Source organism: Microbacterium radiodurans (assembly GCF_008710705.1).
GTDB classification, from domain to species: Bacteria; Actinomycetota; Actinomycetes; order Actinomycetales; family Microbacteriaceae; genus Microbacterium; species Microbacterium radiodurans.
In genome coordinates this window covers 168014-193379 of the sequence record NZ_VYRZ01000003.1, presented here as the reverse complement: position 1 = coordinate 193379, position 25366 = coordinate 168014, and the positions used below count along the sequence as shown (strand labels likewise).

Genomic DNA, 25366 nt, shown 5'->3' with positions numbered 1-25366 from the left:
CGAATCGTCCGAGGTTCGCGCGATGCTCCGAGGTTGCGCGTTCAGCACGAGCGGGATGCCGCGGCACCGCGCCCGGGTCAGGGAATCGGATCCTCGTCGCGCTGCACGAGGTGCATGGCGCGCGCGGCATCGGTGATGCTGCCCGCGAGCGACGGGTACACGGCGAACACGCGCGAGACCTGGTCGACCGTCAGGCGACGCTCGACGGCGATCGCGATGGGGTAGATGAGCTCCGAGGCGCGGGGGGCGACGATGACGCCGCCGATCACGGTGCCCGACCCCTCGCGGGCGATGATCTTCACGAATCCGTCTTTGACGCGCATCATCTTCGCTCGGGGATTCGCCGCCAGCGGCAGCTTGTGCACGTAGCCGTTGACAAGACCCGCCTCGACGTCCTTCTCCTGCTGACCGACCGTCGCGATCTCGGGAGCGGTGAAGATGTTCGCCGTGATCCGGCGGCGCTCGAGCGGGATGACCGTGTCTCCGAGCGCGTGGAAGATCGCCTGCCGGCCCTGCATCGAGGCGACGGATGCGAGCGGCACGAAGGTGGTGCAGTCGCCGGCCGCGTAGATGTTCGGCACCGATGTGCGGGAGACCCGGTTGACCTGGATGTGACCCGATTCTGTCAGCTGCACACCGGCCTCCTCGAGGCCGATGTCGGCGGTGTTCGGGATCGACCCGACGGCCATGAGGCAGTGGCTGCCGGCGATCTCGCGACCGTCCGACAGCGTCGCGACGACGCCGTCGGCGGTGCGCTCGACCTTCGACGCGCGGCACTTCGAGAGCACCGTCATCCCGCCGCGCTTGAACACCTTCTCGATGACCGCGGCGGCGTCCGCGTCCTCGCCGGGCAGAACCTGGTCGCGGCTGGAGATCAGCGTGACCTTCGCGCCGAGGTTCATGTACGCCGAGGCGAACTCGGCGCCGGTGACACCCGAGCCGACCACGATGAGGTGCTCGGGGAGCGACTTCATGTCGTAGAGCTGCGTCCAGGTGAGGATGCGCTCGCCGTCGGGGCGTGCCGTCGGCAGCTCGCGCGGCGACGCGCCGACCGACACCACGAGCGTGTCGGCCTCGACGCGATCGAAGTCGGTGCCACCGGGGCCGGTCGCCGCGATGATGGCGTGCGTGCCGTCGAGACGGCCGTGGCCGGAGATGATCCGCACCCCCGCCTCGACCAGCTGCGCGCGCATGTCGTCGGACTGCTGGCGCGCGAGCGAGAGCAGCCGCTTGTTCACGGCCGCGAGGTTGATGGCGATCTCGGGCTTGAGCGGCGTCCCGGAGTCGGAGCGGGCGAACAGCTGCACGCCGAGATCGGAGGCCTCGCTGATCGCGACAGCCGCATCCGCGGTCGCGATGAGCGACTTCGACGGCACGACGTCGGTGATGACGGCCGAGCCGCCGACGCCCGCGCGTTCGACGAGCGTCACCTCCGCGCCCTGCTGGGCGGCGGCGAGCGCCGCCTCATATCCGCCGGGACCGCCGCCGAGGACGGCGACGCGTTGGGTGCGCTCGAAGCTGAGAGGCGACATGCGTTCCATTCTTGCCTAGCGCGGCGGAGCTCGCGGCCGCCCTTGACCTGTGCGGCGACGCGTGCGGTCCTCCCTGGGGCGGCGGCCGCGCGCGTCTTAGAGTGGGGGGATGGCTGAGACCTCCGCGCATCCCCTCGACGATCCCGCTGCCGACCCCTTCGAGGTCGCCCGGCAGGCCGCCGCGGACATCGCCCGCATCACCGGCGTGCCGCGCCACGACATCGCCCTCACCCTCGGCAGCGGCTGGGGCCGCGCCGCGGAGCTGATCGGCGAGACCACCGCGACCATCCCCGCCACCGACGTCACCGGCTTCAGCAAGCCCGCGCTCGAGGGCCACGTCGGGACGCTCCGGAGCGTGCTGACGCCCGGCGGCAAGCGCGTGCTCGTGATCGGCGCGCGCACGCACTACTACGAAGGCCACGGCACCCGCCGGGTCGTCCACAGCGTCCGCACCGCCGCCGCCACCGGGGCGACGACCATGGTGCTCACGAACGGCGCCGGCGGCATCAAGCCGGAATGGTCGCCCGGCCAGCCGGTGCTCATCAGCGACCACATCAACCTCACCGCCGACTCGCCCCTCGAGGGCGCCACCTTCGTCGACCTGACCGATCTGTACTCGGCGCGACTGCGCGACATCGCCCGCTCGATCGACCCGACCCTCGACGAGGGGGTGTACACGCAATTCCGCGGACCCCACTACGAGACGCCCGCCGAGGTGCGCATGGCGCGCACGCTCGGGGGCGACATCGTCGGGATGTCCACCGCTCTCGAGGCGATCGCCGCCCGCCAGGCCGGCATGGAGATCCTCGGGTTCTCCCTCATCACCAACCTCGCCGCCGGCATCCAGGAGACCCCGCTCAGCCATGCCGAGGTCATCGAGGCCGGCCGCGAGGCGGAGCCGGTGATCTCCGCGCTCCTCGCCCGCGTGATCGAGGCGCTGTGAACGCCGCCGCGGCCCTGACCGCAGCCCGCGCCTGGCTCGCCCAGGACCCCGATCCCGACACCCGCGCGGAGCTCTCGGCGCTCATCGCGGCGGCGGAGGCGGGAGAGGATGCCGCGGCATCCGACCTCGTCGACCGCTTCGCCACGCGTCTCGCGTTCGGCACCGCGGGCCTGCGCGGCCGGCTCGGCGCCGGCAGCAACCGCATGAACCGGGTGCTCGTGACGCAGGCAGCCGCGGGCCTCGCGGCCTACCTGCTCGAGAAGGCGGGCCCCGACGCTCCCCCGGTCGTCGTGATCGGGTTCGACGGGCGCCGCGGATCGGCGCGCTTCGCACGCGACTCGGCCGAGATCTTCGCCGGCGCCGGGCTGCGCGCCATCCTGCTGCCGCGCCTGCTGCCGACCCCGGTGCTCGCATTCGCCGTGCGCCACCTCGGCGCCGACGCGGGCGTCATGGTGACCGCGAGCCACAACCCGCCCGACGACAACGGGTACAAGGTGTACCTCGGCGGATCCGACGACGGCGCGCAGATCGTGCCGCCGGCGGACGCCGGGATCGCGGCGCACATCCAGCGCGTCGCCGACGCGGGCGACATCGGCGCCCTGCCGCGTTCGTCGGAGTTCGAGACGGCGGGCGAGGAGGTCGTCGAGGCGTACGTCGGCGCGACCGCCACGGTCGCCCCGGCACCCGCGGGCGCCGCCGGCCTCGCCTGGGTGTACACCGCCATGCACGGCGTGGGCTTCGAGACGCTCAGCCGCATCGCCGAGGTGGCGGGGTACCCGCATCCGATCTCGGTGGCCGCTCAGGAGCAGCCGGACGGCGCGTTCCCGACGGTGTCGTTCCCCAACCCGGAGGAGCCGGGCGCGCTCGACCTCGCCGTCGCGACCGCCCAGGAGGCCGGCGCCGAGCTGATCATCGCCAACGATCCGGACGCCGACCGCCTCGCCGTCGCGATCCCGGATGCCGCGGCCCCCTCGGGCTGGCGGGCGTTGACCGGCAACCAGGTCGGGCTCATCCTCGGCTGGCGTGCCGCGCGGCGGGCGGCCGACACCGGTGCGGCTTCCGGCGCCTCGCTGGCCTGCTCGCTCGTGTCCTCGCCGGCGCTCCAGGTCGTCGCCGAGCGGTACGGCCTCGACTTCCACGCCACCCTCACCGGCTTCAAGTGGATCTCGCGCGCCCCCGGACTCGTCTACGGATTCGAGGAGGCGCTCGGCTACCTGGTGAACCCCGAGACCGTGAAGGACAAGGACGGCATCTCCGCCGCCGTCGCGATCCTCGGCCTCGCCGCCGAGGCGCGGGAACAGGGCCGGACGCTGGGCGATCTCCTCGCCGAGTTCGACGCGGAGTTCGGCTCCTTCGCGAGCGGACAGGTTTCGGTCCGAGTCGACGATCTCGCGGTCATCGGACGCATCACGGCAGCGCTCCGCGCGGCACCGCCGACCCGCATCGGCGACACGGCGGTCGTGTCGTTCGAGGACCTCGCCGCGCCGACCTCCGGCCCGCCGCTCGGCGACATCCTGCGCATCCGGCTCGAGGGCGATGCGCGGGTGCTGGTGCGCCCGAGCGGCACCGAGCCGAAGCTCAAGCTGTACCTCGACGTGCGCGGCGACTCGTCCGCGGATGCCGCGGCGCGCCTCGCGGGGCTCGAGAACGGCATCCGGGAGCTGCTCGCCGCCATCGGCTGACGCCGGCGGCGATACGTTCGTCGGGCGGCCGGGATTGGTGATCACTCACGGCTGCCGCGATGCGACATGCGCACCACCCGCCCGACGGACGTATCGCTGAGCGGCGCCGATAGGCTTCGGGGATGCTGCTGACGGATCCGATCGAGCTCGCCGACGAGCACGTCCGCCTCATTCCGCTCTCGACCGATCATGCCGACGACCTCGCCCGAGCCACCGCCGGGCTGGAGTACGCCTGGTACACCTCCGTCCCGGCGTCCGTACCCGACGACATCGCTCAGCGCCTCGCCTGGCGGAACGAGGGGCACATGAACCCGTTCGCCGTGCTGCGCGACGATGTCGCGGTGGGCATGACGACGTTCTGCAACATCGATCAGCCCAACCGCCGCGTCGAGATCGGACACACGTGGCTGTCGCCGACGGCGCAGCGGACGGCGACCAACACCGCCGCGAAGCGCCTCCTGCTCGGCCACGCGTTCGAGAGATGCGGCGCCATCGCGGTGGAGTTCCGCACGTCGTGGCACAACCGGCAGTCCCGGGCGGCGATCGAGCGCCTCGGGGCGAAGCAGGACGGAGTGCTCCGAAACCACCGGCTGGGTCCGCACGGGACGCTCCGCGATACGGTCGTGTACTCCCTGCTCCCGCACGAGTGGCCCGCGGTGAAGCTGGGGCTCGAAGCACGACTCGCCCGCTGACCTGCCCCCACCGACCGGTCGGCCGCGCGTCAGCCGTCGACGACCGCGACGAGCTCGTCGAGGAAGGCGCCGAAGGTCGTGCCGCGCCGGACGATCCGCTGCACGCTCTCGCGCTCGCTGAAGACCTCGACGAGCTGCTCGAAAACGGTCTGGAACGCCGCTCGATCGGACTCCGAGAAGGCCACCATGGCCACGACCTGCACCCGCCCGTCGCCCCAGGCGATCGACGGCTCGGCGATGCCGATCGAGATCGCGGTGCGCGTGGCCGTCATGCCGATCGCGTGCGGCACGGCGAGCGCATCGGTGAACGCCGTCGACGAAAGGTTCTCGCGCTCGATGGTCCGGTCGATGTAGTCCTCGTCGATGACGCCTTGCGCGACGAGGAGCTCGCCGAGGCGACGGATGACGGCATCCTCGTCGGCGTCGCCGAACCCGCGGACGAACGCCGCCGGATCGAAGTACCGCTCGAGGTCGGCGCGCAGGCGCGCCAGGCGACGCGCCCGTCGCACCCGGGCCGCCGCCGCCTGCACACGATCGACGTCGGCGTCGGTGAGGAAGGGCTGGATGTGCACGATCCGGTCGCTCACGATGGGCGGCGCGATCGTCGAGAGGATGAGGTCGGTGTCGATCGAGGCCCAGTCCGGGTCGACGCGCGTCTCGACCCCGACGACGTCGAGCGACTGCCCGAGCGAGCGGTCGACGCTCGAGCGCAGCAGCTCGTGGAGCTCGTAGTAGCCCGGGCAGACGATCGTCGCGGTCAGCGCCTGGGCGGAGCGCCGGCTGCGCTCCAACCGGCCGCCGACGTGCATCGCGATGTAGGCGATCTCGTCATCGAGGAGCGGGATGCCGAGCAGCCCCCGCAGCGCGTCGGCGATGTACACCGCGACCTCGAAGATCATCGGGTAGGTCGCCTTGAGCGACCGGGTCAGCGGGTTGCGCGACCAGGCCTGCTCCTGCGCCCGGTGCTTCAGGTTCTGCACGTGGAGCGACAGACGGAGGACGAAGTCCTCCTGGTCGATGTCGACGAGGAACTCCGCCGCCGCACGCGAGACGACGTCGCGGACGGCCGCCTCGACGTCGGGGTCGATCCGCTCGCGGATGAGCGACGCGGGCTCGGTGGCACCGGGCGCGACGACGCGGGTCAGCACGAGCGCTGCCAGGTGCTGCCGATCGCCCGACCCCAGCACCACGCCGAGGTGGCGCTGCGTGAGCCGGTCGAGGATCTCGCCGACCTGCGCCCGCTGCGGGGCGTCGTCGGCGTGCGCGAGCTCGAGCGCCCGGCCCCGGCTGATCCGGTCGGCGGCGATGGCGATGTGCATGACGACGTCGCCGATGCCGAACTCGTTCACGAAGTAGCCGAGACCGGTCAGCTCCGCGACGAGGTCGTCCTTGAAGGGACCGAAGGCGACGGCGCCCACCGATCGCTCGCCGAGGGTGCGCCGGAGGCTCTCGAGATCGAAGGACCCGTCGTCGGTCTCGTCGTGCGCGAGCCTGCTGAGGAGGCGCCGCTGCGCCATCTCGGTGCCGCGCAGGCGCGCTCGGGATGCCGTGCGCTCGAGACTGAGCTCGGTCCCCCCGAGCAGCCCCCGGACGCGCGCGAGGTCGCCGTCGATCGTGGCGGGACTGACGAAGAACGCATCGGCGGTCTCGAAGACCTCGATGCCCTCTGGGGCGTCGAGCAGGGAGCGGACGAGTCGGTGCAGACGGTCGCGCGGGGTTCCGGCGTCCTCGACGCGCACCGCGGCGGCGCTGTCGGCTCCCGCGCGATAGCCCTGCGGGCCCGATTCGACGACCACACCGCCGGCCACCCGCGCGTTCAGGGCGGTGACGTAGCTGCGGATCGACCGCGGGGTCACCCCGATGGAATCGGCGAGCGAGGAGGCGGTGACCCAGTCGCCGTCGCGCACGAGCATCGCGAGGACGCGATCCTGCCGGCTTCTGGTCACGCTCCCATTCCATCACGGGCTACCCCGACTTCCGCCCCCGCGGAAGCAGGAATGGGTTGTCCGCTCTCAGGACTCTCACAACAATGGGACGAGGAGGAAGCGGTCGATGAGGATCCTGGTCGTGTGCGGCGCTGGCGCGTCGAGCACTTTCGTCGCACAGCGCGTGCGCCACGCGGCGCAGCAGCGCGGCCTGGACATCACCGCCACCGCCGGAACCGAGCAGTCACTGCCGATCGATCTCGATGCGGCGGACGTCGTCCTCGTCGGACCCCATCTCGTCACCGAGATGGACCGGATCGCCGAGGCGGCCGCCGCACGCGGGACGCGCGTCATCCCGCTGCCCGCCGACATCTTCCGGGATCTCGACGGCAGCCGGACGCTCGAGCTCGTGACCGACTCCCTCCCCACCCGAACCCGCACCGACATCCCGTCAACGGAGAGGACTTCTTCATGAGCGAGGCATCGCGCACCGTCCGCATCGGATCGTCGAACGGCCTCCACGCGCGTCCCGCGAAGCTGTTCGCGCAGGCGGTCAAGGGTTCCGGGGCGAACGTCACCATCGCGAAGGGCGCCGGCGCGCCCGTCAACGCGGCCAGCATCCTCGGAGTCATCGCGCTCGGCGTCGAGTACGGAGACTATGTGACCCTCACCGCCGACGGTGAGACGGCGGAGCAGACACTCGACACGCTGGCCGAGCTGCTGGCCACCGATCACGACGAGTGACGAACGACGGATACGAGACACGGAACGAAGGAGATCGAGCAACATGGGTGAGCTTCGCGGAGTAGGCATCGGCCTGGGGGTCGCGCAGGGACCGATCGCACGGATGGCGGAGCCGCTTCCGGCGCCGAAGGACGAGAAGTCCGAGCGGTCGCTCGACGACGAGACGGCACGGGTGAAGGATGCCGTCGCCGCCGTCGCGCGCGAGCTCGAGGAGCGCGGTGCGCAGGCCGGCGGAGCCGCCCGCGACGTGCTCGAGGCGCAGGCGATGATGGCCGAGGACCCGAGCCTCGAGGCCGAGGTCGCCACGCGCCTGCAGGCCGGCAAGACCGGCGAGTTCGCCGTCCACGACGCGTTCGCGTCGTTCCGCGACCAGCTCTCGGCCATGGGCGGCTATCTCGGCGAGCGCGCGGCCGACCTCGACGACGTCGCGCAGCGCGTCATCGCGAACCTCCGCGGCGTGCCCGCGCCGGGTGTCCCCGAGCCCGGCCATCCGTTCGTGCTCGTCGCGAAGGACCTCGCACCGGCCGACACGGCGCTCCTCGACCTCGACATGGTGCTCGCACTCGTGACCTCCGAGGGCGGCCCCACGTCGCACACCGCGATCCTCGCCCGCGAGAAGTCCATCGTCGCGGTCGTCGGCGTCACCGACGCCACGGGCCTGGCCGACGGCGACACCGTGATCGTCGACGCCGCGAAGGGCGTCGTGACCACCGACCCCACCGACGACGAGCTCGCGCAGGCGCAGAACCGCGCCGACGAGCGGAAGTCGGCGGCATCCGCTCCCCTCACGCCGGGTGCCCTGTCGGACGGCACCGCGATCCCGCTGCTGGCGAACCTCGGCAAGCCCGAGGCCGCGGCTCAGGCCGTCGAGCTCGGCGCCGAGGGCGTCGGGCTCTTCCGCACCGAGTTCCTGTTCCTCAGCTCGTCGCAGGCTCCGACGGTCGAGCAGCAGCGCGAGTCGTACACGAAGCTCCTGCAGGCGTTCCCCGGACAGAAGGTCGTCGTCCGCGCCCTCGACGCCGGCGCCGACAAGCCGCTCGCCTTCCTCAACGACGCGCACGAGGAGAACCCCGCCCTGGGCCTCCGGGGTCTGCGCGCCCTGCGCGCCAGCGAGGACATCCTGCGCGAGCAGCTGACCGCCCTCGCCGAAGCGGACGCCGCGACCGACGCCGACCTGTGGGTCATGGCCCCCATGGTCTCGACCGTCGAGGAGACCGAGTACTTCGTCGCGCTCGCCCGCGAGTACGGCATCAAGACCGCCGGAGTCATGGTCGAGGTGCCCTCGTCGGCGCTGCTCGCCGATCATGTGCTGAAGGTCGCCGACTTCGCCTCGATCGGCACCAACGACCTCACGCAGTACACTCTCGCCGCCGACCGCCTGCTCGGCTCGGTGTCGTCGTTCCAGGACCCGTGGCACCCCGCCGTGCTGCGCCTGATCGCCGAGACCGGCCAGGCGGGCCAGGCCAACGGCAAGCCCGTCGGCATCTGCGGCGAGGCGGCAGCCGACCCGCTGCTGGCCGTCGTGCTCGTCGGCCTCGGCGCCACGAGCCTCTCGATGGCCCCCACCGCCCTCGCGGACGTCCGTGCGACGCTCCTCGACTACAGCCTGGACGATGCGCGCCGCATCGCACAGGCCGCCCTCGCCGCGACCGACGCGGCATCCGCACGCTCCGCAGCCCAGAAGGCTGCCGGCGTCTGACATGCACCAGAACCTGCACCATAAGGAGAACCAGAAATGACAACGACGTCAGCCGTCGATAAGAAGACGGGAGGAGCCCGCGTCGCCGTCCAGCGATTCGGAACCTTCCTGTCAGGCATGATCATGCCCAACATCGCCGCGTTCATCGCGTGGGGCTTCATCACCATGCTGTTCATCCCCGCCGGGTTCTTCGGCGTGGACAGCCCGTTCGGGTGGCACTGGTTCCCGGTCGCCGAGATCATCGGCGGCTCGGGCAACCTCGAGGCCATCGGCTGGCAGGGCGCCATGACGACGCTCGCCGAGAGCGACGGCACCAACGTGTCGGCGTACGTCGGCCTCGTCGGCCCGATGATCACCTACCTGCTGCCGCTCCTCATCGCCAACACCGCGGGCCGCATGGTCTACGGCGAGCGCGGTGGCGTCGTGGCGACCATCGCGACCGTCGGCGTCATCGCCGGCACCGACATCCCGATGTTCCTCGGCGCGATGATCATGGGCCCCCTCGCCGCGGTCGCGGTGAAGTACATGGACCGCATCTGGGACGGCAAGATCAAGCCCGGCTTCGAGATGCTCGTGAACAACTTCTCCGCCGGCATCCTCTCGATGCTCCTCGCGGTCGTCGGCTTCTTCGCCTTCGGCCCCTTCTTCCGGGTCATCAGCCAAGGCCTCGGCGCAGCCGTCGACTGGCTCGTCAGCCTGAACCTGCTGCCCATCGTCTCGATCATCGTCGAGCCCGCGAAGGTGCTGTTCCTCAACAACGCCATCAACCACGGCGTGTTCACCCCGCTCGGCGTGCAGCAGAGCGAGGAGTTCGGCCGCTCGATCCTGTTCCTCATCGAGGCCAACCCCGGCCCCGGCATCGGCCTGCTGCTCGCCTTCACCTTCTTCGGTGTCGGCGCGGCCAAGGCGTCGGCTCCCGGCGCAGCCGTCATCCAGTTCGTCGGCGGCATCCACGAGATCTACTTCCCGTACGCCCTCAGCAAGCCGATGCTCATCCTCGCCCTCATCGCCGGTGGCGCCACCGGTGTCACCACGAACATGCTCCTCGGCGGCGGCCTGGCCTTCCCGGCCGCGCCCGGCAGCATCATCGCGGTCTTCGCCGCGGCGCTGCCCGGCGGCGTCGGCAACGTGGTGATCGTGCTCCTGTCGGTGCTGCTCGCCGCGACCGTGACGTTCCTGATCTCGGCGGTCATCCTGCGCTCGACGCGCAAGCGCGACCTGGCGGCCGAGGGCTCGGACTTCGAGGCCGCGATCGCCCAGACCGAGGCGAACAAGGGCAAGTCCTCGAGCGCGATGGACTCGCTCCGCCGCTCGGGCGGCCGCGACGCCGAGGTGGCCACCGCCGCCGAGGACGCCGCTGCCGGTGTCGGCGCGACCGCCGGGGCGACTGCCTCGGGTGGTACGGCGACGGCGACCAAGCAGGTCAACAACATCGTGTTCGCCTGCGACGCCGGCATGGGCTCGTCGGCGATGGGCGCCAGCGTCCTGCGCAACAAGATCAAGAAGGCCGGCGTCGAGGGCGTCACGGTCGTCAACAAGGCGATCGCCAACCTCGACGGCTCGGCTGACCTGGTGATCACGCAGAACCAGCTCACCGACCGCGCGCGCCAGCGCACCCCCGACGCGATGCACGTGTCGGTGGACAACTTCATGAACTCGCCGAAGTACGACGAGGTCGTGGAGCTGGTCCGCAAGCAGCACGGCGGCGACGCGTAGCCCGAGAACGGCACCGCGCGTAGCTCGAGAAAGGCAGCGCGCGTAGGCTCGAAAGCAACACCCCGGGGGCCGGGGCGGCACGACCGCCTCGGCCCCCGGCATCCCCCCTCGAAGTCGGGGGCATCCCCCCTCGAAGAGAACCGAAGGAGACAGACATGGCACGTGAGGTCCTGAACATCGGCCAGATCCGCATCCACTCCGGAAGCGTCACCCGCGAGGAGGCGATGCAGGAGGCCGCCGACATCCTCGAGTCCGCCGGCGCCGTCACCTCGGCCTACTTCGACGCGATGCAGCAGCGCGAGCAGACCGTCTCGACCTACATGGGCAACGAGCTCGCGATCCCCCACGGCACCAACGAGACGAAGGACGCAATCCTCGACTCGGCGCTGTCGTTCGTGCGCTACGACGGCGGCGTGGACTGGGGCGGCGAGCAGGTCAGCTTCGTCGTGGGCATCGCCGGCAAGGGCGACGAGCACCTCGACATCCTGTCGCAGATCGCACTGCTGTTCTCGGAGGAGGACGACGTCGCCCGCCTGAAGGCGGCGCAGACGCCCGACGAGCTGTTCGCGCTGCTCGCCTCGGTGAACCAGTGAGCACCGCCGTCCACTTCGGCGCCGGCAACATCGGCCGGGGCTTCGTCGGACTGCTGCTGAACGAGGGCGGCTATGACCTCGTCTTCTCCGACGTCGCCGCTCCCCTCGTCGACGCCATCAACGCCGCCTCGGAGTACACGGTGCACGAGGTGGGCGAGGGCGGCACCGACAAGGTCGTCACCGGCTTCCGCGCGCTCAACAGCGCCGAGGACCCGCAGGCGGTCGCGGATGCCGTCGCCTCGGCGGCCGTCGTGACCACCGCCGTCGGCCCCACCGTCCTGAAGTTCATCGCGCCGCACATCCTCGCCGGCCTGGCCCTGCGCGCCCCGTCCGCGGCGCCGCTGGCGGTCATGGCGTGCGAGAACGCGATCGGTGCGACCGACCTGCTGCGCGACGAGATCCGCGCGCAGGCGGGCGATGCCTGGGACGCCGTGTCGGCGCGGGCGATCTTCGCCAACACGGCCGTCGACCGCATCGTGCCGGCCCAGCCCGCCGGAGCCGGCGTCGACGTCACCGTCGAGCCGTTCTTCGAGTGGGCGATCGAGTCCGGCCCCTTCGCCGGTGCGCTGCCGAACATCCCCGGTGCGCACTTCGTCGACGATCTCGAGCCCTACATCGAGCGCAAGCTCTTCACGGTGAATACCGGCCATGCCACGACGGCGTACTTCGGAGCCCGTGCGGGCGTCGAGACGGTCGCCGAAGCCCTCGCGGTGCCGGAGATCGCCGAGAGCGTCTCGGCGGCGCTCGAGGAGACCTCGGCGCTGCTCGTGCGCAAGCACGGCCTCGACGCGGGCGAGCTCGCCGACTACCGAGCGACGATCCTGCGCCGGTTCGCGAACCCCGAGCTGCCCGACACCGTCGGACGCGTCGGCCGCCAGCCGCTGCGCAAGCTCTCGCGACACGAGCGCTTCATCGGGCCCGCGGCCGAGGCCGCCGAAGCCGGGCTGTCGGTGGACGCCCTGGTCGCAGCGATCGGCGCCGCTCTCGCCTTCGACGAGGCAGAGGACCCGCAGTCCGTCGAACTGCAGCAGCGCCTGCGCGATGAGGATGCGGCATCCGTCACCGCCTCGGTCACGGGACTCGAGCCCGGCCACCCGCTCTTCGAGCGGGTCGAGGCCGTCGTCGCGGCGCGCCAGGCCGAACTCGGCACGGCCGCGGACTGACCGGTTCGCACGATGAGCGATGAGGCGTCGGCAGCCGGCGGCGCGGCGGCCGGCGGCCCCGCGGCCGCGGGCGCGCGGGTTGGGCGCGCTCGGCCCCGGTCGCGGGTGCGCCGGGTCGTATGGATCGTGCTCGCCTCGCTCGGCGGGCTGATCCTGGCGGCGGTCATCGGCATCCTCGTCTGGAGCCAGGTCGGTGTGATGGACGCCGAGGCGGGTCCCCTCGCCGCGGTGCGCGCGGACGAGCGGATCGTGATGTCGGAGGTCGATGGCAGCGTGGTGCTGGCACCGGCATCCGCATCATCCGAGGTGGGCCTGGTCTTCGTGCCCGGTGCGAAGGTGCAGGCCGAGGCGTACGCGGCGACCCTTGCCGGGGTCGTCGCCGATGACGACGTCACCGTCGTCATCACCCGGCCCTGGCTGAATCTCGCGTTCTTCGACCCACGACCGCTGTCGGCTTTCACCGACCTCGCGCCCGGTGTGTCGAGCTGGCTGGTCGGCGGACATTCCCTCGGCGGCGTGCGTGCCTGCCAGCTCGCCTCGGATGCCGACGGTCTCGTGCTGTTCGCCTCCTACTGCGCGAACGATCTGTCGGGCAGCGGGCTTCCGGTGCTGAGCCTTTCGGGCTCCGAGGACGGCCTGACCACGCCGCAGAAGGTCGAGGATAGCGCGCCGCTACTGCCCGCCGACGCCGCCTTCGTCGAGATCCCCGGCGCGAGCCACGCCTCCTTCGGCGACTACGGCCCGCAGGCCGGCGACGGCACGCCGACCATCTCGGAGTCCGACCGCGACGCCGCTGTCACCGGCGCCCTGACCGACCTGGTCGCCGCCCTCCCCCGCTGACCCCGGCTGCTGACCCGCAGGGCGGGCGCCAGCGCCCCGAGGTCCCGGTTCGGCCGGGAACTCGGCGGCTATAGCCGGCCCAAGTGGGACCTCGGTGGGGCCTCGGTCGGTGGGTCAGGGCGCCAGCCGGCACGGAGAAGCACAGACCGGACCATATCGACCGCGCGCCGGCCATCACCGCGAAGGTGGTGGCGCAGGATGCGCACGTGCTCCCAGCCGCTCGCGCGGATAGCGTGCCAGCGATCGGCGTCTCGCGCGAACTGTGCGTCGTCGAAAGCATGCTGACGCCCGTCGTACTCGACAGCGATCCGCCATCGGCGATAGGCGAGGTCGAGCCGTGCGATGAAGGCGCCCGACTCCCGTCGCAGCTCCGGATTCAGCTCCGGCTCGGGAAGCCCCGCTCGCTGAAGGACCAGACGCAGACGCGTCTCCTCCGACGACTCCGAACCAGGCCGGATGTCGGCCAGCGCTCGGATGAGCCGGCTGCGCCCACGCGTCGCATGCAGCTCGACTTCGTCCGCCAGCTGCTCGAGGGTCAGGAGCCGGCCGCGGCCGATGAGGTAGTCACCCGCCGCAACGAGGTCGTCGTGCTGCCACACCGCGCCGACGTGCCGCCAGGCACGCGCGGGATGCTCGAACGGGATGCCGCTGACTGTCCACACTGCCGGAGAACGTTCGCTCAGGCGGTGCCCGATGACCCCGTCCGCTCGTGGCTCGCGCTTCGGCCGGTGGGCCGCGACGTGCAGCGCGAGCGGATCGCTCCCGAACGGGAGCGGTGCCCCGAATCGCGCGAGCGCGGTGTCGTGGCTGAAGAACTGCCAGGGCCGAAGCCGCACCGCGTATTGCGCGCACCGCTCGGCGACATCCGCTGGGCCGGCGCCGCGCGGTATCCGGACACCGCGAAACGGAATCTCGAGATCACTCGCATCGAGTCGCCCCGCCGTCACATCCATCGCGCGGGCGGCTCCGACCGAGAACGGGACGCCGCGCAGCGGTTCAGGCAAGGGCTGGGGTCGACGCATCCCGACAGCCTGGGGCTCATCACCGCTCTCGCGGCCGCGGCCACCGCATCTGTGAGCATCCCGGCGCTCACCCCGCCCTGGGCAGAAAGCGCGAGGTCCCAGTTCCGCCGGGAATCAGGCTCTCAAACCCGGCCCAACTGGGACCTCGAGGGGGGGACCGCGGTCAGGCGCCGAAGCCCTCGGCGATGATCTCGATCAGCTCCTCGCGCTCCTCCACGGAGAGGAACGCGCCGGCTGCCGCGTTGAGCTGGAATGCCTGCAGATCGTCGAGGTCGTACTCGAACGTCTCGGCAAGCGCCGCGAGCTCGCGCGTGAGAGAGGTGCGGCTCTGCGTGCGGTTGTCGACGTTCACGGTCACCGAGAAGCCGAGCTGGTACAGCAGGTCGAAGGGGTGGTCCTCCCACTGCGTGCCCCACGCCTCGATGGCGCCGGTCTGCAGGTTCGACGACGGTGCGAGCTCGAGCGGGATCTCGCGGTCGCGCACCCAGCGGGCGAGATCACCGAACTGCACCATCACCTCCTCGCCCTCGCGTGAGACGACGTTGAGGTCGGACGCGAGCCGCACACCGTGCCCGAGGCGCAGCGCGCGCCCGTCGATCAGGGCCGAGCGGATGGAGTCGAGTCCGGCGGCCTCGCCCGCGTGCACCGTCACGGGGAAGAACTCCGACGCGAGGTAATCGAACGCCGCCCGGTGCTGCGCGGGCGCGAACCCGTCCTCGGGTCCGGCGATGTCGAAGCCCGACACTCCGCGCCCCCGGTTCGCCACAGCCAGCTGGGCGATCTCGAGCGAGCGCCCCTGCTGACGCATGGCCGAGAGGATCTGCCCGACCCGGATGTCGTGGCCGCGGCCCTCCGCCTCGTCCTCGCCCTCCTCGATGCCCTCCTGCACGGCGTCGACGGCCTCCTGCAGCGAGAGCCCCCGGCTGAGGTGCTGCTCGGGAGCCCACCGGACTTCGCCGTACACGACGCCGTCGGCGGCGAGGTCGGCGACGAACTCGCGGGCCACGCGACGCAGCGCGTCCGCGGTCTGCATCACCCCGAGGGTGACGTCGAAGGTCTCGATGTAGTCGACGAGCGAACCGGAGTCGCTCTGCTCGGCGAACCAGTCCGCGAGGTCGGCGGCGTCCGACTCCGGCAGCTCGTATCCGATCTCGTCGGCGAGCTCGACGATCGTCTCGGGACGCACACCGCCGTCGAGATGGTCGTGGAGCGACACCTTCGGTAATGAGCGGAGGGAGACGCCCTGCAGCTTCTTATCGGCGTGCTGGTCGATCGGCATGGCGGCTCCTTCGGTCGGGGACGGATCGGGACGGGTCAGGACGGGTGGTGGGAAGGGCGGGGTGGAACGGATGCCGGGTCAGGCGGTGATGCGCTCGAGCACGAGCGGGCCGACGGGCGGGGCCGCGTCGTCGATCTCCCAGGCGCCGTGCAGCGCGTCGAGAGCACGCTCGAACCGGGCTGCATCATCGGCCGACAGGGTGAACAGCGGCTGACCGGCCGCCACCTCGTCGCCGGGCTTCACGTGAAGATCGATCCCGGCCGCGTGCACCACGGGATCCTGGGCACGAGCGCGACCCGCACCCAGGCGCCACGCGGCGACGCCGAACGGCAGCGCCTCGACGCGCGAGACGATGCCGGCGGTGGGAGCGGTGACGGTGTGCGTCTCGCGGGGCGTGGGCAGCGCGGCATCCGGGTCGCCGTCCTGCGCGATGATCATGCGGCGCCAGGCGTCCATCGCCCGGCCGTCGGCGAGGGCGGCCTCGACGTCGGCATCGGGCTGTCCGGCCAGGGCCAGCATCTCGCGCGCGAGCGCGACGGTGAGCTCCACGACGTCGGCGGGACCGCCTCCGGCGAGCACCTCGACCGACTCGCGGACCTCGTTCGCATTGCCGATCGCGCGGCCGAGCGGAGTGTTCATGTCGGTCAGGAGCGCCGTCGTCGCCACGCCCGAATCGGCGCCGAGAGCCACCATCGTGCGCGCGAGCTCGCGGGCCATCCCGACGTCCTTCATGAAGGCGCCGGAACCGAACTTCACATCGAGGACGAGCGCCTCGGTTCCCTCGGCGATCTTCTTCGACATGATGCTCGAGGCGATGAGCGGGATCGCCTCGACCGTTCCGGTCACATCGCGGAGCGCGTACAGCCGCTTGTCGGCGGGAGCGAGACCCGAGCCCGCCGCGCAGATGACGGCCCCGATGCCCTGCAGCTGCGCGAACATCTCGTCGTTCGACAGCGCGGCGCGCCACCCCGGGATCGACTCGAGCTTGTCGAGCGTGCCGCCGGTGTGGCCGAGGCCACGACCCGAGAGCTGGGGGACGGCGACGCCGAAGGCGGCGACGAGCGGCGCGAGCGGCAGGGTGATCTTGTCGCCGACGCCGCCGGTGGAGTGCTTGTCGACGGTGCGCTTGCCGAGCCCGGCGAAACTCATCCGCTCCCCCGACGCGATCATCGCGTCGGTCATGACGCGGATCTCGTCGCGCTCCATGCCGTTCAGCAGCACAGCCATCGCGAACGCCGCCATCTGCGAATCGGCGACGTACTCGCGCGTGTAGGCGTCGATCATCCAGCGGAGCGCGTCCTCGGGCACCGCGCGCCCGTCGCGCTTGGTGCGGATGACGTCGACCGCGTCGAAGGCCTCGACGTTCGAGGCGGCGGTGGACGCGGCGGCGGATGCGGTGGACTCGGCGCTCATCGGGCGGCCTCCTCGAGGTCGCGGGGCCCGAACGCGTCGGGCAGCACCTCGTCTATCGTGCGAATGCCCGAGACGGTCTCGAGCAGCATGCCCGGCAGGGCGAATTCGTTCAGGAGCTGGCGGCAGCGGCCGCACGGCATGATGGTCTGCCCGTCGTTGTTGACGCAGACGAAGGCGACGAGCTGGCCGCCGCCCGACATGTGCAGGTCACCGACGAGGGCGCATTCGGCGCACAGGCCCACCCCGTACGAGGCGTTCTCGACGTTGCATCCCGACACGATGCGGCCGTCGCTGACGAGCGCGGCCGCGCCGACCTTGTAGCGGGAGTACGGCGCGTAGGCGCGCGTCATGGCGTCGGTGGCGACGGCGCGGAGCTCGTCCCAATCGATGTCTGTCACGGATCTTCCTTCGGATCTCACGGATGCCGGACTCGCGGATGCCGCAGCACGCGGCATCCCGGTCAGCCCTTGATGTACGGCTTGCCCGCCGCCGCCGGTCCCCGGATCTGCCCGGCGAAGCCGGCCACGGCGAGGATCGTCACGACGTACGGGAGCATGAGCATGAACTCGCTCGGGATGGGCGTGCGGAGGACGGTCAGCAGGTTCTGGAGGTTGGTGGCGAAGCCGAACAGCAGCGCCGCGAGGGTCGCGCGGATCGGGTCCCACCGGCCGAAGATGACCGCCGCGAGGGCGATGAAGCCGAGACCGGCGGTCATCTCCTTCGTGAACGTGGGCACCGAGACGAGCGTGAAGTACGCGCCGCCCGCGCCCGCGATGGCACCGGCGAGGGTGACGTTCCAGAACCGGGTCGGGTTCACCTTGATGCCGACGGTGTCGGCGGCCTGCGGGTGCTCGCCGACGGCGCGCAGACGCAGTCCCCAGCGGGTGCGGTAGAGACCCCATGCGACGAGACCGACGGTGATGTACATGAGGTACACGATGAAGGTCTGGTTGAACAGCACCGGACCGATGACGGGGATGTCGCTCAGGAGCGGGATCGGGAGGCGCTGGAAGGTCGTCGCGCGGTTGAGCGTCTCCTCGTTCGGGGCGAGGAGCGCGCCGAAGAGGAATCCGGTCAGGCCGGTCACGAGCACGTTCAGCACGACACCGACGATCACCTGATCGACGAGGTAGCGGATGGAGAACACCGCGAGCACGAGGCTCACGAGAACACCGCCCACCATCGCCGCGATGAGGCCGATGAAGGGGTTGCCCGTGATGCTGCCGATGAGCACGGCACCGAACGCGCCGAGGAGGAACTGGCCCTCGATCGCGACGTTGACGACGCCGACGCGTTCACCGATGACGCCGCCGAGCGCGCCGAAGATGAGCGGCACCGAGAGCGAGACGGCGCCGAAGAGCAGGCCGATCACCGGGACGAGCCCCTCGGCCGCGGCCCACACCAGGAAGGCGAACACGCCGAGGGCGCCGGCCACGGCGACGAGCCACGTCCGCGGGCGGCGGTAGGCGACGGCATCCAACACGGTGAGCACGGTGATGGCCGCGAGCAGCGCGAGGAGGATCCAGCTCGTGGGTCCGGTCGGCAGCGCGACGTCGGGGATGGCGATCGCCGATCCGCCGTCGGCGAGGCGGAAGGTGCTCGTGCCGCCGCGCGGGACCAGCGCGAACAGGATCGCCAGCAGGATCGTCGTGATGCCGAGCGCGATCGCCGGCTTCGCGTGACGCACCTTCACGACGCCCGGCAGGCCCGCCGCGGCGGTGAGATCGGTCGTTGCCATCAGGCACCTGCCTTCACAGCGGCGCGACGCGACGAGGTCTTCGTGCGGCCGGAGGCCCGCTTCTCAGCTTCGGTCTTGGGAAGGAAGAAGATCGTGCGCACGAGCGGCGGCGCCGCGATGAAGAGCACGATGAGCGCCTGGACGACGAGGACGATCTCGACCGGGATGCCCTCGGAACCCTGCATCGTGAAGCTGCCCGCCTTGAGCGCGCCGAGCAGGATGCCGGCGGCGAACACGCCCCACGGACGCGACCGGCCGAGGAGCGCCACGGTGATGGCGTCGAAGCCGATGCCGGCGTCGATCGACCCGGTGAACCCCGTCGTGACCTGGCCCTGGACCTGGTTCATCGCGGCGAGACCCGCGAGACCGCCCGCGAAGAGCATCGCGTAGATGTACATGCGCTCGACCGAGATGCCGGCGGCGCGAGCGGCGTGGGGGTTCTCGCCGACCGCGCGCAGGCGCAGACCGAGGCTGGAGCGCTCGATGACCCACCAGACGACGATCGTGGCGATGATGACGACGACGAAGCCCCAGTCCAGCAGCGGATACTGCGGTCCGAGCAGTTCGGGGAACTGCGCCGATTCGGGCGTCCGGCGCGAGATCGACTGCGTCGTACCCGGCTGCTGCAGGAGCGACGGGGTGCGCACCATCCAGCTGACGAGGTAGTACGCGATGTAGTTGAGCATGATCGTGAGGATCACCTCGTGCGCGCCGGTGCGCGCCTTCAGCAGACCCACGAGACCGCCCCACAGCGCACCGCCGACGATGCCGGCGACGAGGGTCAGGGGCAGGTGGATGACCATGGGCAGGTCGAGGTTGAACGTCACGAGCGCCGCGAAGGCCGCGCCGATGAGGATCTGACCGCGACCGCCGATGTTGAACAGGCCGGCGCGGAAGGCCAGGGCGACGCCGAGGCCGGCGGCGATGAGCGGCGCGGCGAAGCCGAGAGTGTTCGTCAGCGGCCGGATCTGCGTCGCGAAGTCGTCGACGCGCGTGTTGAAGATCGCGCCGCGGAAGAGGGCGTCGTAACCACCCGAGACCGACTGCCAGATCGCGGCGAGCGTGTCGCCCGGGCGCGCGAAGAAGTAGCCGGATGCCGCGGCCACGCGCTCGTCGGTGACGGCCATCATGATGCCGCCGACCACGAGCGCGAGCACGATCGCGAGGATCGTGATGACGGCGCTGCTGCGCATCACCTCGGTGATGACGCGGTTGGTCATCGGGGGCGGGGCGACCTCGGGCGTGCCGGTGAGAGGACCGCTCGCGGTGGGCAGCTGCGCGTCGGCGGCTCCCGTCGGCCGGTCGGGCCCGGTGCCGGGCGTGGGACTGCTCATGCTGCTGACTCCTCGGGGACCTCGCCGGCCATCATCAGACCGAGCACGTCGCGCGGCGTGTCGGCCGGGACGATGCCGACGATGCGGCCGCGGTACATCACGGCGATGCGGTCGGCCAGGGCGACGACCTCGTCGAGCTCGGTCGAGACGACGAGCACGGCGACGCCGGAATCGCGGGCCTCGATGATGCGCTTGTGGATGAATTCGATGCTGCCGACGTCGACGCCGCGCGTGGGCTGAGCGGCGACGAGCAGGCGCAGCGGGCGGGCCATCTCGCGGGCGATGACGACCTTCTGCTGGTTTCCGCCGGACAGGGTGCCGACGGGGGTGTCGGGACCCTGGGTGCGGATGTCGTACTCGGCGATCCGGTCGCGGGCGAACGATTCGAGCGCGCCGCGGTTGATCGTGCCCGCACGGGTGAAGGCACGGTCGTCCGAACGGTCGAGGATGAGGTTCTCCTGCACCGAGAACGCACCGACCAGGCCGTCCTCCTTGCGGTCCTCGGGAACGAAGCCGACGCCGCGGTCGAGGATCGCACGGACGCTCCGCCCGCCGATCTCGTCGCCGTCGAGGCGGATGGAGCCGTGGTCGATCGAGGCGAGACCCAGGATCGCCTCGACGATCTCGGTCTGGCCGTTGCCCTGGACGCCGGCGATCGCGACGACCTCGCCGGAGCGCACCTGCAGGTCGACGTCGTCGACGACGACGATGCCGGACGGGGTGACGACGCGGAGGCCGTCGAGGGCGAGTCCGCCCTCCCCCACGGTCGGCGCGCCCTTGGCGACGACCATCTCGACGGGGCGGCCGACCATCAGCGCGGCCAGCTCGGCGTTGCTCGCCGTGGGCGACGCCTCGCCCACGACCTTCCCGAGCCGGATGACCGTGATGCGGTCGGCGACCTCGCGGACCTCGCGAAGCTTGTGCGTGATGAAGACGATCGACGTGCCCTCGTCGCGCAGCTGGCGCATGATCGCCATGAGCTCGTCGGTCTCCTGCGGCGTGAGCACGGCGGTGGGCTCGTCGAAGACGAGGACCCTCGCCTCGCGCGAGAGCGCCTTGATGATCTCGACGCGCTGCTGCACGCCGACGGGCAGATCGCCGACGACGGCGTCGGGGTCGATCTGGAAGCCGAAGCGGTCGGCCACGGCGCGCACGTGCGCGCGGGCGGCGGCGAGATCGAGCACGCCGAGGCCCTTGGTGTTCTCGTGGCCGAGCATGACGTTCTCGGCGACGGTGAAGACCGGCACGAGCATGAAGTGCTGGTGCACCATGCCGATGCCGGCGCCCATGGCGTCGCCGGGTCCGCGGAAGTCCTGGACGGCGTCGTCCAGGAGGATGTCGCCCTCGTCGGCCTGGTAGAGACCGTAGAGGACGTTCATGAGGGTCGACTTGCCGGCACCGTTCTCGCCGAGGAGAGCGTGGATCTCGCCCGGCTGGACGACGAGGTCGATGTGATCGTTGGCGACCAGGGTGCCGAAGCGCTTGGTGATGCCCCGGAGTTCGAGCTTCATGTCGGCCAATCTATGCGACGGATGATGACTGCGGACAGCGGTCGGGGCCGGGGAACCTCAGTCCCCCGGCCCCGACGACTCACGAACTCACGGGGAGTTCGGCGAGTCCACGGTGATGTCGCCGGCGACGATCGCCTCCTGAAGGGCGGTCAGCTCGTCGACGAGACCGGCGGGCAGACGCGACTCGAAGTCGTGGAAGCCCGAGAGCTTGACGCCCTCGTTCGAGAGGGTGCCGATGTAGGGCTCGACCGAGAAGTCGCCGCCCTCGGCGGCGATGGTCGCGTCGTAGACGGCCACGTCGATCGCCTTCTGGATGGAGACGAGCGTCAGGTCGGCGACGGTCGGGTCGGAGACGGCGAGGTCGCTGTCCACACCGAGCATGAGCACGTCGCGGCCACCCTCGCGGATCGCCTGCGCGGCGCTCTGGTAGATCGGGCCGCCGACGGGCAGGATCACGTCGACGCCCTGGTCGAGGATGCCCTGCGCGACCTGCTTGGCCGTGTCGTTCGCGGTGAAGCCACCGGTGAAGTTGCCGTCCTGGGCGGTGATGTCCCAGCCCACGACGCCGACGTCGGTGCCCTTGTCCTCGTTGTACTTCTCGACACCGAGCTGGAAGCCGTCCATGAAGACGGTCACCGAGTTGAACTTGTCGCCGCCGAAGGTGCCGACCTTGTTCACGCCGGCCTCGGCCGACCAGGATGCCGCGGCGTAGCCGCCGAGGTACGCCGCCTCGGCCGTGTTGAAGACGAGCGGCTTGATGTTCGGCGCGTCGGTCTCACCGTCGAAGTCGGTGTCGGCGTAGTCGTCGATGATCGCGTAGTCGATGTCGGGGTTGGCCGTGGCCGACGCGACGGTCGCGGGAGCCAGCTTGAAGCCGACCGCCACGATCAGGTTGCAGCCCTCCGAGACGAGCGTCTCGAGGTTGGGCGCGTAGTCGTTCTCGGTCGTGGACTCGACCTCGATGGAGCGGACACCCAGCTCTTCGGCCGCGCGGTCCATGCCCTCCTTGGCCGACTGGTTGAACGAGCGGTCGTTCCAGCCGCCCTCGTCCGAGACGAGGCAGGGGGTGAAGTCGGAGCCGCCGGCTTCGGGTGCGCCGGATCCACCGGCCTCATCGGGTGCGGATCCGCAGCCGGCGAGGGCGACGAGAAGGCCCGCGGCAGCTGTGATGCCGACGAGCTTCTGAGGGGTCGAGAGAGTCAATGCAGCCTCCACATTGAAGGCGCCGCGGACTTCGCGGCGGCTGCAAAGAAGTTACCTACTGTTTCGCCTGGGTTGCACCCCGGACTCGCCGCGCCCGGCGAATGGTTACAAAGACGCAATACGCGCGTCACAGAACGTCGCCGCGCCCCGTGAGCTTCAGGGCGTCGACGACGTGCTTGACCCGCTGGGCGTGCTCGCTCGTGGTCACCAGGAGTGCGTCGGCGGTGTCGACGACGACGATGTCCTTGACGCCGATGAGGCTGATCACGCGGGAGGTGTGGCTGACGACGATGCCGCTCGCGGCATCCGAGAGGATGCGGGCGTTCTCGCCGAGGATCGCGAGATCGTTCTTGCGTCCGCCGGAGTTCAGCTTCGCGAGGCTCGCGAAATCGCCCACGTCGTCCCAGTCGAAGTGACCGGGGACGACGGCGAGCCTGCCCTTCTCGGCGGCGGGCTCGGCGACGACGTAGTCGATAGCGATCTTCGGCAGCGTCGGCCAGATCCGGTCGACGGCGGGGCCGCGGCGCTCCCGGTCGTCCCACGCCTCGGCGAGCTCGAGGAGCCCGGCGTGCAGCTGCGGGTTGTTGGCCTCGATCTCGGCCAGCAGGACGTCGGCGCGCGAGATGAACATGCCGGCGTTCCACAGGTACGAGCGATCGGCGACGTACTCGCGCGCGGTGTCGAGGTCGGGCTTCTCCACGAAGCGCTCGACGAGGGAGGCGTCGCGCGCGCCGTCGACGATGAGCTCGCCGCCGCGCTTGATGTAGCCGAACCCGACCGCGGGCTCGGACGGGGTGATCCCGATCGTGCAGATGTATCCCTCGCGGGCCACCTCGACGGCATCCCGCACGGCGAACTCGAACACGCGGCTGCCGCGGATGACGTGGTCCGCCGCGAACGACCCCATGATGACGTCGGGATGCCGGCGGTGCAGGATCGCCGCGGCGAGGCCGATGGCAGCGGCCGAGTCGCGCGGCTCGGACTCGAGGAAGACGTTCCTGTCGGGGATGCCGGGCAGCTGCGACTCCACGGCGGCGCGGTGCGCACGGCCGGTGACCACCGCGATGCGGTCCTCGCCCGACAGGGGGGCGAGCCGGTCCCATGTGTCGCGCAGCAGCGAATGGCCCGACCCGGTGAGGTCGTGCAGGAACTTGGGCGCGTCGGCGCGGGACAGCGGCCAGAGCCTGCTGCCCACTCCCCCGGCGGGGATGACGGCGTAGAAGTCCGGGATCTCGTCGACCATGCTCCGAGCGTAACGGTGCGACGAGCACGCTCGATGCCGCAAGATCCGCGGTTCTTTAGGGTGCCCTTCGTCGCCGACCCCGATTTTCCCGGCCTAGAATTGACGTGCGCCCATGTGACGCCGGGGGACTCCATCCCCACCGGGGCATCGCTCGCCCCTCCGAACCGTGTTCGATCCAGGGAGGACGTCCGTGTCTGCACCAGCACGCGTCACACCGTCGGTAGCCCAGACCACATCCAAGACCCCGCGCGGAACGCTGTACCGCGGGAACGAGGGCATGTGGTCCTGGGTGCTTCACCGCATCACCGGCGTCGCCATCTTCTTCTTCCTGCTGGTCCACATCCTCGACACGGCGCTCATCCGGGTCTCGCCCGAGGCCTACGACGCCGTCATCGGCACCTACAAGAACCCGATCATGGGTCTCGGCGAGGTCGCCCTGGTCGCAGCCATCGTGTACCACGCCTTCAACGGACTGCGCATCATCGCCGTCGACCTGTGGCCGTGGGCCACGCGCCACCAGCGTCAGCTGTGGTGGGGCGTCATCGCCGTCTGGGCCGTCACGGTGCTGGGCTTCTCGGTGCGTCACGTGCCGATCGTTCTCTCCGAGATTGGAGGGGGTCACTGATGACCGCCGACACCCTGGCCGCACCCCGCAGCCCGCAGGTCCGCAAGAAGGGCGCCAACCTCGAGAAGTGGGGCTGGGTCTACATGCGCGCCTCCGGCGTGCTCCTGGTCGTCCTCATCTTCGGCCACCTGTTCGTGAACCTGATGCTCGGCGAGGGCATCAAGGGCATCGACTTCGCGTTCGTCGCGGGCAAGTTCGCGAGCCCCTTCTGGCAGTGGTGGGACGTGCTGATGCTCTGGCTCGCCCTCATCCACGGCGCGAACGGCATGCGCACGATCGTGAACGACTACGTCACGAACGCCACCGCGCGGAAGGTCCTCGTCTGGGCGCTCTGGCTCTCGGCCGGGCTTCTGATCCTGCTGGGCACGCTCGTCGTGTTCACCTTCGATCCCTGCCTGGGCGTGACTGCCGACAGCATGCTCTGGGAGACGTGCCAGGGCTGACCGGGCGCACCCCCGACGTGATTCAC

Annotated in this window: 23 protein-coding genes; 12 read left to right on the top strand and 11 right to left on the bottom strand. The window is 70.8% G+C overall.

Annotation, left to right across the window (positions count from 1 at the left end):
* Positions 1–77 precede the first annotated feature (77 nt).
* Positions 78–1541, bottom strand: coding sequence for an NAD(P)H-quinone dehydrogenase (locus F6B42_RS11180; protein ID WP_150419773.1), 1464 nt, complete (start codon positions 1539–1541; stop codon positions 78–80).
* Between the two features lie 100 nt (positions 1542–1641).
* Between F6B42_RS11180 and F6B42_RS11175 the strand changes: the two genes are divergently transcribed.
* The 3 genes from F6B42_RS11175 (at position 1642) to F6B42_RS11165 (ending at position 4849) form a co-directional block, all read left to right on the top strand.
* Positions 1642–2475: a purine-nucleoside phosphorylase gene (locus F6B42_RS11175; protein WP_150419772.1), complete on the top strand. Its 834-nt coding sequence runs from the start codon at positions 1642–1644 to the stop codon at positions 2473–2475.
* A complete protein-coding gene (locus F6B42_RS11170; RefSeq protein WP_150419771.1) occupies positions 2472–4157 on the top strand; it encodes a phospho-sugar mutase in 1686 nt (561 codons plus the stop codon). The genes F6B42_RS11175 and F6B42_RS11170 overlap by 4 nt, the downstream gene beginning before the upstream one ends.
* A gap of 122 nt (positions 4158–4279) precedes the next feature.
* Positions 4280–4849, top strand: a complete 570-nt coding sequence (locus F6B42_RS11165; protein WP_150419770.1) for a GNAT family N-acetyltransferase — start codon at positions 4280–4282, stop codon at positions 4847–4849.
* Positions 4850–4878: 29 nt separating this feature from the next.
* Here F6B42_RS11165 and F6B42_RS11160 read toward each other — a convergent pair whose 3' ends face one another.
* Positions 4879–6762 (bottom strand): BglG family transcription antiterminator, encoded by a 1884-nt coding sequence (locus F6B42_RS11160; RefSeq protein ID WP_396652472.1) that lies wholly within the window; start codon positions 6760–6762, stop codon positions 4879–4881.
* A 139-nt stretch (positions 6763–6901) separates the two neighbouring features.
* Between F6B42_RS11160 and F6B42_RS11155 the strand changes: the two genes are divergently transcribed.
* The 7 genes from F6B42_RS11155 to F6B42_RS11125 all read left to right on the top strand — a co-directional run bounded on the left by F6B42_RS11155 (position 6902) and on the right by F6B42_RS11125 (position 13529).
* Positions 6902–7249 carry a PTS sugar transporter subunit IIB gene (locus F6B42_RS11155; RefSeq protein WP_150419768.1) on the top strand — a complete coding sequence of 116 codons (348 nt, stop codon included), beginning with the start codon at positions 6902–6904 and terminating at the stop codon, positions 7247–7249.
* On the top strand, positions 7246–7518 hold the full coding sequence (locus F6B42_RS11150) for an HPr family phosphocarrier protein (RefSeq protein ID WP_150419767.1): 273 nt from the start codon (positions 7246–7248) through the stop codon (positions 7516–7518). Before F6B42_RS11155 ends, F6B42_RS11150 begins: the two co-directional genes overlap by 4 nt.
* 43 nt (positions 7519–7561) lie before the next feature.
* Positions 7562–9217: a phosphoenolpyruvate--protein phosphotransferase gene (gene ptsP, locus F6B42_RS11145; RefSeq protein WP_150419766.1), complete on the top strand. Its 1656-nt coding sequence runs from the start codon at positions 7562–7564 to the stop codon at positions 9215–9217.
* Positions 9218–9253: 36 nt separating this feature from the next.
* On the top strand, positions 9254–10933 hold the full coding sequence (locus F6B42_RS11140; protein WP_150419765.1) for a PTS mannitol transporter subunit IICB: 1680 nt from the start codon (positions 9254–9256) through the stop codon (positions 10931–10933).
* A 155-nt stretch (positions 10934–11088) separates the two neighbouring features.
* The gene (locus F6B42_RS11135) at positions 11089–11526 is read left to right on the top strand and encodes a PTS sugar transporter subunit IIA (RefSeq protein WP_150419764.1); all 438 of its coding nucleotides are present in this window, start codon (positions 11089–11091) and stop codon (positions 11524–11526) included.
* Positions 11523–12689: a mannitol-1-phosphate 5-dehydrogenase gene (locus F6B42_RS11130; protein WP_150419763.1), complete on the top strand. Its 1167-nt coding sequence runs from the start codon at positions 11523–11525 to the stop codon at positions 12687–12689. Before F6B42_RS11135 ends, F6B42_RS11130 begins: the two co-directional genes overlap by 4 nt.
* 12 nt (positions 12690–12701) lie before the next feature.
* Positions 12702–13529, top strand: coding sequence for an alpha/beta hydrolase (locus F6B42_RS11125; RefSeq protein WP_150419762.1), 828 nt, complete (start codon positions 12702–12704; stop codon positions 13527–13529).
* A gap of 68 nt (positions 13530–13597) precedes the next feature.
* Here F6B42_RS11125 and F6B42_RS11120 read toward each other — a convergent pair whose 3' ends face one another.
* From F6B42_RS11120 to F6B42_RS11080, 9 genes are all read right to left on the bottom strand, one after another.
* Positions 13598–14551 carry a hypothetical protein gene (locus F6B42_RS11120; protein WP_150419761.1) on the bottom strand — a complete coding sequence of 318 codons (954 nt, stop codon included), beginning with the start codon at positions 14549–14551 and terminating at the stop codon, positions 13598–13600.
* Between the two features lie 163 nt (positions 14552–14714).
* Positions 14715–15830 carry an adenosine deaminase gene (locus F6B42_RS11115; protein ID WP_150419760.1) on the bottom strand — a complete coding sequence of 372 codons (1116 nt, stop codon included), beginning with the start codon at positions 15828–15830 and terminating at the stop codon, positions 14715–14717.
* 78 nt (positions 15831–15908) lie between these two features.
* A complete protein-coding gene (locus tag F6B42_RS11110) occupies positions 15909–17243 on the bottom strand; it encodes a thymidine phosphorylase (protein ID WP_150419759.1) in 1335 nt (444 codons plus the stop codon).
* Positions 17240–17641 (bottom strand): cytidine deaminase, encoded by a 402-nt coding sequence (locus F6B42_RS11105; RefSeq protein ID WP_150419758.1) that lies wholly within the window; start codon positions 17639–17641, stop codon positions 17240–17242. Before F6B42_RS11105 ends, F6B42_RS11110 begins: the two co-directional genes overlap by 4 nt.
* Before the next feature lie 62 nt (positions 17642–17703).
* Complete coding sequence (locus tag F6B42_RS11100) at positions 17704–18981, bottom strand: ABC transporter permease (protein ID WP_150419757.1); 1278 nt, start codon at positions 18979–18981, stop codon at positions 17704–17706.
* Positions 18981–20315: an ABC transporter permease gene (locus tag F6B42_RS11095; protein WP_150419756.1), complete on the bottom strand. Its 1335-nt coding sequence runs from the start codon at positions 20313–20315 to the stop codon at positions 18981–18983. The genes F6B42_RS11100 and F6B42_RS11095 overlap by 1 nt, the downstream gene beginning before the upstream one ends.
* Positions 20312–21826, bottom strand: coding sequence for an ABC transporter ATP-binding protein (locus F6B42_RS11090; RefSeq protein WP_150419755.1), 1515 nt, complete (start codon positions 21824–21826; stop codon positions 20312–20314). The genes F6B42_RS11095 and F6B42_RS11090 overlap by 4 nt, the downstream gene beginning before the upstream one ends.
* 87 nt (positions 21827–21913) lie before the next feature.
* Entirely contained in the window at positions 21914–23029 is a 1116-nt protein-coding gene (locus F6B42_RS11085; RefSeq protein ID WP_150419754.1) for a BMP family lipoprotein, read from the bottom strand.
* 127 nt (positions 23030–23156) lie between these two features.
* Positions 23157–24272, bottom strand: coding sequence for a mannose-1-phosphate guanylyltransferase (locus tag F6B42_RS11080; protein ID WP_150419753.1), 1116 nt, complete (start codon positions 24270–24272; stop codon positions 23157–23159).
* 190 nt (positions 24273–24462) lie between these two features.
* Here F6B42_RS11080 and sdhC point away from each other — a divergent pair, with 190 nt between their 5' ends.
* Positions 24463–24897 (top strand): succinate dehydrogenase, cytochrome b556 subunit, encoded by a 435-nt coding sequence (gene sdhC / locus F6B42_RS11075; protein WP_150419752.1) that lies wholly within the window; start codon positions 24463–24465, stop codon positions 24895–24897.
* On the top strand, positions 24897–25340 hold the full coding sequence (locus F6B42_RS11070) for a succinate dehydrogenase hydrophobic membrane anchor subunit (protein ID WP_150419751.1): 444 nt from the start codon (positions 24897–24899) through the stop codon (positions 25338–25340). The genes sdhC and F6B42_RS11070 overlap by 1 nt, the downstream gene beginning before the upstream one ends.
* Positions 25341–25366: the final 26 nt, after the last annotated feature.